Source organism: Rhodococcus sp. D-46, assembly GCF_011290655.1.
In the GTDB taxonomy this organism is placed as follows: Bacteria; Actinomycetota; Actinomycetes; order Mycobacteriales; family Mycobacteriaceae; genus Rhodococcus_F; species Rhodococcus_F qingshengii.
The window spans coordinates 206,108-218,810 of record NZ_JAANTF010000012.1 but is presented as its reverse complement, the minus strand read 5'-3'; the positions used below and the strand labels follow the sequence as shown (position 1 = coordinate 218,810).

Genomic DNA, 12,703 nt, shown 5'->3' with positions numbered 1-12,703 from the left:
CTCACGCACCTTCCGTTGTGACTCCGAGAGCGACGATCTCGTCCAGGCTCTCCTGCAAGCACTGCATCAGCAGCGCGGGTTTTGTGATCGCAGCGGTGTCGAGATTGATTCCGATACAGCACACCCCGACGTGGGAGACCAGTGTCGCCATTGCCGCGCAACCGGGCGCCGGGCCGAACGGGAACATCCGCTCGATCTTCGCTCCGGCGAGATAGACCGGTACCGGTACGCCGGCGACGTTGCTGGCCTGCAGGTCCAGACCCGTCGACTGTGACAGATACCAGTTCGCGAGTAGATAATTCGGCAGGCGGGCGAGGATCGGGGCGGCGACGTCGATAGCGTCCAACGCCGGTTCCTCACGCAGACTCAGAACGATCTCTCGCACCTGCCTGATGCGTTTGGCCGGATCGGTTTCGGAGACCGGGCCGTTGAAGCGAACGGCTGCAAACCTGTTGCCGCCGTTGGCGTCTGCGCCCGTACGCATGCTGATCGGCATACCCATCGGAATGCTGTCGACGGACTGTCCGAAGGCTTCGTGGTAGCGACGGAAGCCGCCGAGCAAGGCAGCGACGTACGCATCGTTGAGTGAGCCACCGGCAGCTTTCGCCCCGGCCTTGAGCTCGGGGACACCCACCTCGAGAGTTCCGAACCATCGTCCGAGACCACGATCGTGGAGCAGAGGGGAACCGGAACGAGCTGGGGGAGTGACGATCTTGCGGAGTGAATTGGCGTAACCGAGGACCTCGGAAGCAGTCGTGATCGGACTCGAGATCGCCGTGGTCGCAACATTGGTGGCACCACGGACCAGCTTGGCGATACGCGAGGGCGCACGCCGGATCTCGCTGACGACCTCCTCGCCGAAGGCGCCCACCGACGACAGATGCTCAGGAGCAGGCGGTGTGCGGTCGGGCTTGTTCGGAGTGGGGTCCGGGCGTCTGCTGTGCAGGAGCGTCATCATCTGGATGCCGCCCATGCCGTCGGTGATGGAGTGGTGAGTCTTGACCACGAACACGGCGCGACCGTCGTCGAGACCTTCGATGAGCAGCGCGCTCCACGGCGGTCGAGCCTTGTCGAAAGGTTCCGTCGCAAGGTGACGACACATGCGCAGTGCGTGATCGAAGTCCGCCGGTGCAGGTAAGCGGACGCGTCGTAGGTGGTAGCCGATGTCGAACTCGGGATCGACGGACCACACCGGGTTGCCCAGCTGCATTGCCGGTTCCACTGCTCGCATACGAATACGCGGAACCACGTGCGATGCCCACTCCACTGCGTCGAGAAGTCGATCCCAGTCCGGGGCACGATCGAGAACCTCCACCGCAACGATCGGTGAGCGCAGTTGCGGCTGCGCCTCTTCCATCCGCCACATTCCAGTCTCGAAGTCGGACATCGTGCGGTTCGCCCCCCAGGCGACCGCGGAAAGGTCGACGTCGACCGCGCTAGGAGGAACAAATGGATTGCTGTTGGCCATACGTCAAGAACTCCCTCGGTCTGCGGATCCACCCCGCGCATCTCTGCTTCTAAGTGTGGACCCGCGACCGTGGGCGCGTCCCGGTTTCGGTGTCAGCCGACAGGTGTGACGTTCGTCAGTTAAGGGCTAATCGGACATGCCGGGAAGTTCAGTGCTCAAGAAGTGACGCCGACGGCTTTCAGGGCTATCTCGCGGTAGAGAACACTGACTTCGCGCGGAGTCTGCGGTCCGTCGAGTCGATACCAGAGGACGACGGACTGACACATTCCCAGTAGCGCACGGCCCGTTCCGGTGATGTCCGGGACCGTGAACTCACCGCTCTCGACGCCTGCCGTCAGTACGTCGACGAGTAGGTTCTCGAGCTTCTTTCGCTTGGCGGCGTAGCTCTTTCGTTCCGCGTCCTCGAGGTATCGCAGTTCGGAATCGAGGAAGGCTATGTCGGAGCGACTGGTCATGTGCAGAACACACGCCTCGACGAGATTGCCGAACTGTGCCGTCGGCGACGGTCCGGCAGCGTCGACCGCAGCGCTCGCGCGTGCGGTGACGTTCTCGATGCCCGGTTCCATCAGCGCGACGAGGATGCCCTGTTTGTTGCCGTGGTGGTAATACAGCGTCGGCACGGTGACACCGGCACGTTTTGCGATGTCACGAACCGACGCTCCGTGGTAACCGAGTTCGTGGAACACCTCGAGTGCGGCGGTGAGCAGGGGAGTCAGCGTCAGTGGTTCCACGATGCGCCACTGTTCGTCGGGCTGAGCCTCCGACTGCAAATCCGTCATTCCGCCTGTTCGCTCCGTTCGGAAATTTCTGGTGGTGTGACTAAAGAAGGTTCAACCCTAGCGCAAGGCGTGTCCTCCTTACCGATGCTCGGCCACCATTGGATAGCATCACTATCCAGTAAAGGGTCGAGCGAGTTGGACGGAGGAGCGGTGAAGGTTTCCGAACTGGCCGCACAGTCCGGCGTTGCACTGGCCACTATCAAGTACTACCTCCGTGAAGGTCTGCTGATGCCTGGTGAGCCGACCAGCGCAACGGGAGCGAGGTACGGCGAACAGCACGTCCGGCGACTCGCGTTGATCAGGGCCCTGGCCGGGGCGGGACTCGCGATTCCACGGATTCGCGCGGTGCTCGAACTGGTGGACACTGACGAGCGATCCGAATTCGAGACTTTCGGCCGCGCAATCGCGCAACTACCCCCGTACGTCGAACCTGAACCGGATCCAGAGTTCCCCAGAGCTCGCAAGGTTCTGGAGTTTCTCGGTCAGGTTTTCGAGCCGAGGTACGTGGCGGTCGCGCACCTCGAGCGGGCACTGATCGGCCTCGAGGATGCAGGACTGAGTCTCTCGGACGAGCGCCTGCGCGCCTACGGCGACCACATCCGAGGGATTGCCGAAGTGGAAATCGAGCTGATGCCTACCAGTTCGACCGAGGACGGCATTCGCTATGCGGTCCTCGGAACCGCCATGTACGAACCCGTCCTGACAGCTTTGCGACGCCTGGCGCACCAAGATTTGGCCGCACGACATTTCCCGCAACACCGAGAAAGCACCGAACAGGAAAATCGATGAGCACCAGTCCCTTTCAAGATCTCAATCGCCTCACCTCGCTCGGCGACGGGCGATACACCGCAACGATCGATTCGATCTGGACCATCGGGCCGAAAGTGCACGGCGGCTCCATGATGGCTGTGTGCGCCGCTGCCGCGCGTCGATGTCTGCGAGACGGCGCAGGTGAGAACGACTCGCTTCTGAAGATGCAGCCACTCGCGGTGAGCGCCAACTATCTGTCGGCCCCAGATCCGGGTGAAGTCGAACTGGAGGTGATCGTCCGAAAGCAGGGACGCCAGGTCGCGTTGTGCGACGTCGAGTTGAGCCAGGCGGGCCGCAGCGCTGTTCGCGCGGCGGTCACGCTCGGATTCCCCGATGACGGCGACCCCACCTTCGTCACGGCCTCGTCGATCGACGACATGTCACCGGAACCGCCGGAGAGTGCGGTGGCAGTCATCGGCGATCACCCGATGGCGCAGGTCGTGCATGTCGGTCAGGGTTGCGACATGCGAATCGACACCACCTCGGCGCACTTCCTGACTGGCAGCCAAGGCGAGGCCGAGGTCAGGATGTGGGTCCGTCCTCGACCCGAGGACGAAAACGACCTCGACACCGCTGTGCTGTTCGCGATCATGGCGGGTGACATCAGCGCGCCGGTGACGATGAACCGCGGCCTGTTCGGGTGGGCGCCGACCGTGCAGTTGACGACGTACCTGCGCCGCCTGCCGACGCCGGGATGGCTTCGCGTGCGGGCGAGCTCGGATGTTCTGGGCAGCACGTGGTTCGAAGAGGATCATGCTGTTCTCGATTCGACGGGCGCAGTCGTCGTCCAGAGTCGTCAATTGGCGATGATGCCCCGCTAGGGTCGATCGCTGCGGTCGTGGCAGGCTGTTCGCCATGACAAGAATTGCGATTATCGGTGGCGGCAAGATCGGCGAGGCGCTGATCTCCGGGCTGTTGCAGGCCGGCCACGCCATCAAGGATCTGGTCGTCGCCGAGCAATATCAGCCTCGCGCAGACGAATTGATCGCCGAATACTCCATCCGCGTCAGCACGGTCGCCGATGCCGCCGAGGGTGCGGACGTCATCGTCATCGCGGTGAAGCCGAACGACGTCGAGTCAGCGCTCACGGCGTTGACGAAGGTCGATCTGGACGGCGACCTCGAACAATTGATCGTTTCCCTTGCGGCGGGAATCCCCACGGGATTCTTCGAAACGCGTCTGCCCGCAGGGTTCCCGGTCATCCGCGTCATGCCGAACACCCCCATGTTGGTCGGGGAGGGCGTGAGCGTGCTCTCGCCCGGACGGCACGTCAAGGCCGAGCATCTCGAGCTCGTACGCGGCATCCTCGGCAGCGTCGGCAAGGTGGTCACGGTTCCCGAATCGCAGATCGACGCGGTCACGGCTGTCTCCGGTTCCGGCCCGGCCTACTTCTTTCTGGTCGCCGAAGCGATGATCGACGCGGGAGTCGGTCTCGGCCTGACGCGCCCGGTCGCTACCGAATTGGTGGTGCAGACGATGGTCGGTTCCGCAGCGATGCTCGATCGCACCGGCGACAGCGCGACGGATCTTCGCGCCGCGGTGACGTCACCGGGCGGAACGACGGCTGCGGCACTGCGTCAGCTCGAAGCGGGCGGCCTGCGGACGGCGTTCTTCGATGCCTTGGATGCCGCCAAGTCGCGCTCGGCCGCGATGGGTGCAGCTGCGGATTAGTCGTCCGTTTAGCCACACCCGTCGCTTTAACCCCACCAGTACAGCTAAGCTCGACTTAGTACGTACGTGTCTGTTCCGCCGGAGGGGAAGCCGGCGGCGCGAGTCGTGCTGGAGGTATGTGGATTAATGGTGTCTGCAAACAAGCCGTCCATGGGTTCGTCCCACGACGGAAAGCCGGCAGTGGCCGGCACGCAATTCCTCACTGTTGCTGAGGTAGCAACTTTGATGAGGGTGTCGAAAATGACTGTGTACCGGTTGGTACACAGTGGCGAATTGCCTGCTGTACGAGTGGGCCGTTCGTTCCGTGTACATGCGAAGGCAGTACACGATTACCTCGAAACCTCGTACTTCGATGCCGGCTGACCAGCCGGTTCGAAGAGGATGACCTCGGCGTGAGCCGAGTCGCGGGCACAGCGGTTGCTGTGCCGGAGGCTCGGTTTATGCCGAGTGACTCCACACCGGTACGATGAGTCACTGTCGTACCAGCAAGCTGGTGTCGTAAGGCGCTGAGCTAGTTAAAACGAGGGCCAGGCGCCAATTGCTTGGCGCAGGCGTACGTGACCGGCGTGCGCAGGAACGCTAGAGAAGAACGTGAGGGACACCCGCTATGGGTTCAGTGATCAAGAAGCGTCGCAAGCGCATGTCGAAGAAGAAGCACCGCAAGCTGCTTCGTCGTACCCGAGTACAGCGCAGGAAACTCGGTAAATAAGCAGTACCTGTTGATGCCCGCCACCCCTTCCGGGGTGGCGGGCATCAACATATTCGGGGGGAAGCGATGTGTGCCACGTCTCATTGGCTGGGCGGTTTGTCTTGAATGGCCGAAATTTGGGTAGTCAGCGCGGGACCCCCTCTGCCCGTAAAGTGGGGGAAAATCGCGGGAGGGACGCTTCGGCAGAGCGCGTTTCTACTGGATATGGGGGTACTTGGTGGTTGAAGGTGACAACACTTCAGGGGGCACGACGCCTCGCGTCGTACTGGTGACCGGGGCGAGCAGATTTCTCGGCGGCTACCTGGTGACCAGGCTTGCGCAGAATCCGTCGATCGAGCGTGTCATCGCCGTCGACGCCGTCAGTCCGAGCAAGGACATGATGCGCAGAATGGGCCGCGCGGAATTCGTGCGAGCAGACATCCGCAATCCGCTGATCGGCAAAGTGATCCGAAACGCCGAGGTCGACACCGTCGTGCACGCGTCGACGCTTCAGAAAGCCCCCAAAGCCGGCAGCCGCGCCGCGATGAAGGACATGAACGTCATCGGCGCCATGCAACTGTTCGCGGTCTGCCAGAAAGCGCCGACGGTTCGCAAGGTGATCCTGCGCTCGGCTTCGGTCGTCTACGGGTGCAGTGCCAAGGATCCCGCTCAGTTCACCGAAGAAATGAGTGCGCGCCGCCGGCCGCCGGGCGGATATGCCCGCGACAGCCTCGAGATCGAGGGATACCTCCGTGGAATGGGGCGTCGGCGCCCGGACATCTCGGTCGGGATTCTGCGGTTGGCGCCGTTGATCGGACCTCAGCTGACTGCAACCGTCGGGCACTACGTCACCGCCCCACTCGTGCCCACCATCGTCGGGCGCAACGCGCGCCTGCAATTGCTCCACGTCGAGGATGCCCTCGCGGCGCTGGAGAAGGCGACCATCGGACACGCTTCGGGTACGTACAACATCGCCGGCGACGGAGTGGTCATGATGTCGCAGGCGATCCGCCGGGCAGGCAGGGTGGAAGTTCCCATGCCGCTCGCTCTGTTCCGCAGCGTCGGGAGCGCGTTGGTGGGGTCGTCCATGAGGCTGTACACCGACGAGCAACTCGAGTACTTCCGGTTCGGCTGCGGACTCGACACCACTCGCATGCGCAGCGAGCTGGGGTTCGAGCCGCGATGGACCACCATGCAAGCACTCGACGATTTCATGCGTGCGATGCAGACGCGCCGGATCATCAAGTCCGAGTGGATCGATCGGGCGGAGAATGCGTTGACCACCATTCTCGGCGGTGACGCCGCCGCGGCGGCAACAAGTGCAGATGTGATGCACATGCCGCTGTCGGGACGAAGTGCGGTGAAGGGGTGACTGACGTGGCGAAGGTAATTCCCCTGCGGCCCAGCGCAACTCACACCGGAAAGTCGGCAACTTCCCGTTCGCGTGAGTCCGTCACCGGTGCAGAGCGTGACATCCGTGAACAAAGTGAGCGCCGGCATCCGTCCGGAGTGTCCTCGGCGGCCGACCACGGCGGTGAGAGCACGTTCGTCGATTCGGCCAGGTCGGCGATCGTCGACCAGATCGCCTCGGCAGCAGAATTCTTCCGACGTCGGGTGTCCGGCGACTACGAGGTCGACGAGTTCGGGTTCGACCCGCATTTCGCGGACAACGTCGTCATGCCGATGTTGCGCCCGTTGTTCGAGAAGTGGTTTCGCGTCGAGGTCAGTGGGATCGAGAACATTCCCCTCACCGGGGGAGCGCTTGTGGTCGCCAACCACGCCGGTGTGATCCCGATCGACGGACTGATGACGTCGGTTGCCGTGCACGATCACCATCCAGCGCATCGTCCACTGCGAATGTTGGCTGCGGACATGGCATTCGAGATGCCAGTGGTGGGTGGACTGGCGCGCAAAGCCGGTCATACGTTGGCCTGCAACCCCGACGCCGAGCGTCTGCTCAACGACGGTGAAGTCGCGGCCGTGTTCCCGGAAGGATTCAAGGGCATCGGGAAACCGTTCAGTGAGCGGTACAAGTTGCAGCGGTTCGGGCGCGGTGGCTTCGTGTCGGCCGCAATGCGAACCGGTGTTCCGATCATTCCGTGCTCGATCGTGGGTTCGGAGGAGATCTATCCCAAAATCGGTGATCTCACCACACTCGCACGCGTTCTCGGTCTTCCGTATTTCCCGGTGACACCGCTGTTTCCGCACTTCGGGCCGCTCGGCCTGGTTCCGTTGCCGTCGAAGTGGTACATCGAGTTCGGAAAGCCCATCGTCACCGACACCTTCGAGAGCGGTGCCGCCGACGATCCGATGGTCCTGTTCGAGGTCACGGACCACGTCCGGGAAACCATTCAGCAGACGCTGTATCGACTGTTGGCCAAGCGCCGCAACGTCTTTCTCGGCTGAGTTCGGTCCGGATCGCTGCTCGATCCGGACCGAACCCGCTCAGGCGTTCTGTTCTTTGCGCCTGGCGAGAATTGCCGCGAGCGCCCCGCCGACCGCTCCGAGCACCAGCGCCGTCGGTACGCCGATCTTGGCGGCCTTTCGTCCGGTGCGGAAATCGCGAACTTCCCACCCGCGGTTCTTCGCGAGTTCACGAAGATCTGCGTCGGGATTGATCGCCACCGGTGTCCCCACCAACGAGAGCATCGGAACGTCGTTGTGGCTGTCGGAGTAGGCGGAACAGCGCTTGAGATTGAGTCCTTCACGCACCGCCAACGTCCGTACGGCGTGCGCCTTGCCCATGCCGTGCAGGATGTCGCCGACGAGTCGGCCGGTGAAGACGCCGTCCTCACTCTCGGCGACAGTGCCCAAGGCGCCGGTCAATCCCAGTTTCTCGGCGATGACCTGAGCCAGTTCGACCGGAGTTGCCGTCACCAACCACACCTGTTGTCCGGCGTCGAGGTGCATCTGGGCCAACGCCCTCGTGCCTGGCCAGATCTTGTCGGCGATGACCTCGTCGTAGATCTCCTCGCCGAGGCGGGCGAGTTCGGCGGTGGATCGACCGGCCACGAAGGACAGTGCTTTCTCGCGGCCTTCGGCGACGTCGTCACTACTTTCTCGGCCGGTGACTCGGAACTTGATCTGCTTCCACGCGAAATCCACCAGATCCGAGGTCTTGAGATACTTTCGTGCAGCGAGACCACGGGCGAAGTGGATGATCGACGCACCCTGCACCATGGTGTTGTCGACGTCGAAGAATGCGGCGGCCGTGAGGTCGCGCGGAACGGCCGGGGGCTCTTCGCCGGTTTCCGGTTCTGTGGGGTTGGCAGCTTCGTGCAATGCCAGAGCTGCGTCAGCGCTCGCCTCGCCGGCGAGATTGGCTCGAACTTCCGACTCACTCGGGCCCAGCGGATTCTTCACATGGCGACGTCCGGGGAGAATGACCCCGGCAAGCCCTGATCCGAATCCGGAGCCGTTCGGTAGTGATCGCGCAGGCACCCGCACCTCCCGTGTTGCATTCTCGAGCAGAGAACTCTTCGAGTCAGCCTATCCTCCGCGATGAGGCCCGATGGGTTGGATGGTGACCTTCCCTGTGGTGTGTGACGTTCCTCTCCGCCGATTTGGCACCGAGTGGGGCTCCGGAGGCACACTCGACCGATCAAGTAGATGGCATCCCCGTAGAAGAAAGGTATGCGTCGATGACTGCAGCTACGCATGAAGTGACCCTGTTGACACGCGCAGGATGCGCGTCCTGCGTCGGCGCGGCGGAGGTCCTGCGACGGGTCTGTTCCGAGTTCGAGCTGGAATTGACGTGCATCGACGTGGACGAAGCTGCCGCGACGGATCCAGAGCTGAGAGCGGAGTACGGAGACAGATTGCCCGTCATTCTTCTCGACGGACGCGAGCACGGTTACTGGGAAGTCGACGAGGAGCGCCTTCGTGACGATTTACGCAAGTAAGGCAACCCTCAAAGTTGTCCGCGGAGCCGCTTTGCAGGTGAACGGCACATCGAACCCGTCTCGAGCAACTTTGTGCATGGGTTCACAAGCGGTTACCGTGGTGTGAACATTCCCCCGGAGCATCGTGGAGGTCGACAGTCGTGTCGACCGGACGAGGAGCCAGCGACGTGACCGAACCGCACCAGACGCATGAGCCTGTGGCTCAGCGCGTCACCGGCGCTGCGGGCTCTTCCGTCACCGACGCTTCCAGCGCCTCGGTTACCGACCCGATCGCTCAGGATCGCGTCATCCCCCAGGCTACGGTGACGCGCTTGGCCGCATACCTGCGGGTCCTCGGAGTGATGTCCGACCGGGGTACCTCCATCGTCTCGAGCGAGGAACTCGCGCAGGCGTCAGGTGTCGGATCAGCGAAGTTGCGTAAGGATCTGTCGTTCCTCGGACCCAACGGTGTCCGCGGCGTCGGGTACGACGTCAACAGGCTCCGCATCCGCATCGAGCGTGCACTCGGACTCGATCGTGGGCACAAGGTCGTTCTCGTCGGAGTCGGAAACCTCGGCAAGGCGCTGGTCGGCTACGGCGGATTCAGCCGCCGCGGTTTCGAGATGGTCGGACTCTTCGACAGTGATGCAGATCGAATCGGAAGCAGAGTCGGGGATCTCGTCGTGCGCAGCACCGAGGAACTGACCGTCGCCTGCCGTGAACTGAATGCGACCATCGGCGTCATCTCCACACCGGACGAGGCAGCTCAGGGCGTGTGCGACCAGTTCGTCAGCGCCGGGCTGCGCTGCATCATGAGTTTTTCGCCGATCGCCCTCGACGTTCCCGATCACGTGGAACTGCGACGTGTAGATCTAGCCGTCGAGATGCAGGTTCTCTCCTTCAACAGTGCGCGCAATGCCGATCAGGCATCCAGCGCGCCGCGAGTACGAGTGGCTCACGCCGCATCCGCTTCGTCAGTCCCATCCACCAGTTCACCCGCTCCGGTCGGAGCAGGTTCGACAAGAAACGGATCAGTGATCGCGCCGTGAGTGTTCTGCTTGTCGGGGTCTCGCATCGAACCGCGCCCGTCCCGGTGCTCGAGCGAGTAGCTGTCACCGACACCGATCGTCCGAAGCTGATCGACAAGCTTCTGGCGTCTTCGCACATCTCCGAAGCGATGATCGTCTCCACCTGTAACCGGGTGGAGGTCTACGCGGTGGTGGACGCGTTCCACGGTGCACTCACCGAGGTCGGTGAAATCCTGGCCGACCATTCGGGTCTCGACCTGACAGCGTTGCACGCTCACGCGTACGTCCGCTACAGCGAAGCAGCCGTCGAGCACCTCTTCGCGGTGGCCAGCGGCCTCGATTCCATGGTGATCGGCGAACAGCAGATCCTCGGCCAGATCCGTTCGGCCTACGCATCTTCGGATGCGCAGCAGGCCGCCGGACGCGTCGTCCACGAACTGGCTCAGCAGGCACTGCGCGTCGGCAAGCGAGTGCATTCCGAAACCGGAATCGACTCCGCCGGAGCATCAGTCGTGTCGGTGGCTCTCGATCGTGCAGCGGGCATCATCGGTGAGGGCGGCCTGGTCGGCCGCACTGCCGTGGTTGTCGGTGCAGGCTCGATGGGCGGTCTGTCGGTTGCGCATCTCACCCGCGCCGGAATCGCACGCATCGTCGTCGTCAACCGGACACAGGAACGCGCCGAGCACCTGGCAGAGACGGCACGCTCCAACGGCGTCGACGCCGACGGTGTTGCCTTCGATCAGCTTTCGGCCGCGATGGCGCAGGCAGATGTCATGGTCACCTGTACCGGCGCGGTCGGGGCAGTGGTCACCCTGGCGGATGTGCACCGCGCACTCGCCGAGCCCGATCGCGACAACACCAAGCACCTCGTCATCTGCGACCTCGGGCTGCCGCGCGACATCGATCCCGCCGTCGCCGGCCTGCCGGGTGTGACCGTTCTCGACATGGAGACGCTGCAGCGTGATCCAGCGGCAGGCGCCGCCGCCTCTGACGCAGATGCCGCACGCACCATCGTCGCCGGCGAGCTTGCGACCTACCTTGCCGGACAGCGCCTCGCGGAGGTCACTCCGACCGTGACGGCTTTGCGTCAGCGCGCCGCCGACGTCGTCGAAGCCGAACTGATGCGACTCGATTCGCGTCTGCCCGGCCTGGACGATCCGCAGCGCGACGAGGTTGCACGCACCGTGCGACGCGTCGTGGACAAGCTGCTCCACGCCCCGACCGTGCGCGTCAAGCAACTGGCGTCGGCCCCCGGCGGCGACTCCTACGCAGCAGCGCTGCGCGAACTCTTCGAACTCAGCCCCGGATCTCCCGCGGCCGTGGCCACACCCACCGATCTGGTGGACGGCGACCGCACTGGAAGGGACCTGCAGGCATGAGCGTCACCACCCCTCGATCGGGGAGCCCGCTGCGGATCGGCACTCGCGGAAGTCTTCTCGCGACCACGCAAGCCGGTACCGTGCGCGATGCCCTCATTGCGGCCGGACATCCCGCCGAGTTGGTCATCATCAAGACCAAGGGCGACCAGTCCACCGATCCCGTCCAGAAGATCGGCGTCGGAGTGTTCACGGCAGAGCTTCGAGAAGCCTTGCTGGACAACCGCGTCGACGTTGCGGTGCATTCCTACAAGGACTTACCGACCGCGCAGGACCCGCGTTTCGTCATCGCGGCGATTCCGCCACGCGAAGATCCGCGTGACGCGCTGGTCGCCCGTGACGGTCTGGTCCTCGGGGAGCTTCCGGCCGGTTCCAAGGTGGGAACCTCGGCGCCGCGCCGTGTTTCGCAGCTGAAGGCACTCGGTCTCGGCCTCGACATCGTGCCGTTGCGGGGCAACCTGCAGCGCCGTCTCGGCAAGGTCGAATCCGGTGAACTCGACGCCGTGATCCTCGCTCGCGCCGGCCTGTCTCGTATCGGTCTGCTCGATCTCATCACCGAGAACATCGAGCCCGTGCAGATGCTCCCCGCTCCGGCGCAGGGTGCTCTGGCCGTCGAATGCCTTTCTGCCAATGTGGAATTGGCGGCGATCCTCGCCGAGCACGACGACGCGGGTACCCGGGCGGCAGTTACTGCCGAGCGCGCCCTGCTCGCCGAGTTGGAAGCCGGCTGCACCGCTCCGGTGGGAGCGATCGCGGAGATCGTCGAATCCCTCGACGACGACGGCAGAATCTTCGACGAACTGTCGGTACGCGGCTGCGCAGCCGCCATCGACGGTTCGGACGTCATCCGTACCGGCGCAGTGGGTGCGCCGGACAAGGCCGAGGAACTCGGCCGAGCGGTAGCGCGCGAGTTACTCGAACTCGGCGCCCGAGAGTTGATGAACGTGACTACAGGCGAGGCAGCCGATGTTTGACGCCCCACTTTGCACTTGCACCAAGTTC

General features: G+C 63.6%; 13 protein-coding genes and 1 pseudogene. 11 read left to right on the top strand and 3 right to left on the bottom strand.

Features of this window, described 5'->3' with window-relative positions:
* Position 1 precedes the first annotated feature (1 nt).
* The gene (locus G9U53_RS28985; protein ID WP_058038153.1) at positions 2 to 1,468 is read right to left on the bottom strand and encodes a wax ester/triacylglycerol synthase domain-containing protein; all 1,467 of its coding nucleotides are present in this window, start codon (positions 1,466 to 1,468) and stop codon (positions 2 to 4) included.
* Between the two features lie 155 nt (positions 1,469 to 1,623).
* Complete coding sequence (locus G9U53_RS28980; protein ID WP_003942051.1) at positions 1,624 to 2,247, bottom strand: TetR/AcrR family transcriptional regulator; 624 nt, start codon at positions 2,245 to 2,247, stop codon at positions 1,624 to 1,626.
* A 150-nt stretch (positions 2,248 to 2,397) separates the two neighbouring features.
* Between G9U53_RS28980 and G9U53_RS28975 the strand changes: the two genes are divergently transcribed.
* From G9U53_RS28975 to G9U53_RS28945, 7 genes are all read left to right on the top strand, one after another.
* Positions 2,398 to 3,036, top strand: coding sequence for a MerR family transcriptional regulator (locus G9U53_RS28975; RefSeq protein ID WP_042453006.1), 639 nt, complete (start codon positions 2,398 to 2,400; stop codon positions 3,034 to 3,036).
* The gene (locus G9U53_RS28970) at positions 3,033 to 3,878 is read left to right on the top strand and encodes a thioesterase family protein (RefSeq protein ID WP_165639688.1); all 846 of its coding nucleotides are present in this window, start codon (positions 3,033 to 3,035) and stop codon (positions 3,876 to 3,878) included. Before G9U53_RS28975 ends, G9U53_RS28970 begins: the two co-directional genes overlap by 4 nt.
* 34 nt (positions 3,879 to 3,912) lie before the next feature.
* Positions 3,913 to 4,728, top strand: a complete 816-nt coding sequence (gene proC, locus G9U53_RS28965; protein WP_003941923.1) for a pyrroline-5-carboxylate reductase — start codon at positions 3,913 to 3,915, stop codon at positions 4,726 to 4,728.
* Positions 4,729 to 4,878: 150 nt separating this feature from the next.
* The gene (locus G9U53_RS28960) at positions 4,879 to 5,091 is read left to right on the top strand and encodes a helix-turn-helix domain-containing protein (protein ID WP_263284141.1); all 213 of its coding nucleotides are present in this window, start codon (positions 4,879 to 4,881) and stop codon (positions 5,089 to 5,091) included.
* A 244-nt stretch (positions 5,092 to 5,335) separates the two neighbouring features.
* Positions 5,336 to 5,437: an AURKAIP1/COX24 domain-containing protein gene (locus G9U53_RS28955; protein WP_003402602.1), complete on the top strand. Its 102-nt coding sequence runs from the start codon at positions 5,336 to 5,338 to the stop codon at positions 5,435 to 5,437.
* Between the two features lie 217 nt (positions 5,438 to 5,654).
* Positions 5,655 to 6,788 (top strand): NAD-dependent epimerase/dehydratase family protein, encoded by a 1,134-nt coding sequence (locus G9U53_RS28950; protein WP_064074199.1) that lies wholly within the window; start codon positions 5,655 to 5,657, stop codon positions 6,786 to 6,788.
* Positions 6,785 to 7,822 (top strand): lysophospholipid acyltransferase family protein, encoded by a 1,038-nt coding sequence (locus tag G9U53_RS28945; RefSeq protein ID WP_042923247.1) that lies wholly within the window; start codon positions 6,785 to 6,787, stop codon positions 7,820 to 7,822. Before G9U53_RS28950 ends, G9U53_RS28945 begins: the two co-directional genes overlap by 4 nt.
* Positions 7,823 to 7,861: 39 nt before the next feature.
* Here the strand turns inward: G9U53_RS28945 and G9U53_RS28940 are convergent, their stop codons facing one another.
* Entirely contained in the window at positions 7,862 to 8,857 is a 996-nt protein-coding gene (locus G9U53_RS28940; protein WP_020968932.1) for an HAD-IB family hydrolase, read from the bottom strand.
* A gap of 200 nt (positions 8,858 to 9,057) precedes the next feature.
* Between G9U53_RS28940 and G9U53_RS28935 the strand changes: the two genes are divergently transcribed.
* From G9U53_RS28935 to hemC, 4 genes and pseudogenes are all read left to right on the top strand, one after another.
* Positions 9,058 to 9,318 (top strand): glutaredoxin family protein, encoded by a 261-nt coding sequence (locus G9U53_RS28935; protein WP_003941953.1) that lies wholly within the window; start codon positions 9,058 to 9,060, stop codon positions 9,316 to 9,318.
* 140 nt (positions 9,319 to 9,458) lie between these two features.
* Positions 9,459 to 10,346 (top strand): redox-sensing transcriptional repressor Rex, encoded by an 888-nt coding sequence (locus G9U53_RS28930; protein WP_007735314.1) that lies wholly within the window; start codon positions 9,459 to 9,461, stop codon positions 10,344 to 10,346.
* A pseudogene (locus G9U53_RS28925) lies at positions 10,343 to 11,665 on the top strand (glutamyl-tRNA reductase); the annotation flags it as partial. The gene G9U53_RS28930 and the pseudogene G9U53_RS28925, both read left to right, overlap by 4 nt.
* 35 nt (positions 11,666 to 11,700) lie before the next feature.
* Positions 11,701 to 12,675, top strand: a complete 975-nt coding sequence (gene hemC / locus G9U53_RS28920) for a hydroxymethylbilane synthase (protein WP_007735311.1) — start codon at positions 11,701 to 11,703, stop codon at positions 12,673 to 12,675.
* The last annotated feature ends 28 nt before the right edge of the window (positions 12,676 to 12,703 follow it).

Bases quoted from the DNA above. Each gene is read 5' to 3' on its own strand.
- G9U53_RS28985 (WP_058038153.1), bottom strand. From the start codon at position 1,468: ATGGCCAACAGCAATCCATTTGTTCCTCCTAGCGCGGTCGACGTCGAC.
- G9U53_RS28980 (WP_003942051.1), bottom strand. From the start codon at position 2,247: ATGACGGATTTGCAGTCGGAGGCTCAGCCCGACGAACAGTGGCGCATC.
- G9U53_RS28970 (WP_165639688.1), top strand. From the start codon at position 3,033: ATGAGCACCAGTCCCTTTCAAGATCTCAATCGCCTCACCTCGCTCGGC.
- proC (WP_003941923.1), top strand. From the start codon at position 3,913: ATGACAAGAATTGCGATTATCGGTGGCGGCAAGATCGGCGAGGCGCTG.
- G9U53_RS28960 (WP_263284141.1), top strand. From the start codon at position 4,879: ATGGGTTCGTCCCACGACGGAAAGCCGGCAGTGGCCGGCACGCAATTC.
- G9U53_RS28955 (WP_003402602.1), top strand. From the start codon at position 5,336: ATGGGTTCAGTGATCAAGAAGCGTCGCAAGCGCATGTCGAAGAAGAAG.
- G9U53_RS28935 (WP_003941953.1), top strand. From the start codon at position 9,058: ATGACTGCAGCTACGCATGAAGTGACCCTGTTGACACGCGCAGGATGC.
- hemC (WP_007735311.1), top strand. From the start codon at position 11,701: ATGAGCGTCACCACCCCTCGATCGGGGAGCCCGCTGCGGATCGGCACT.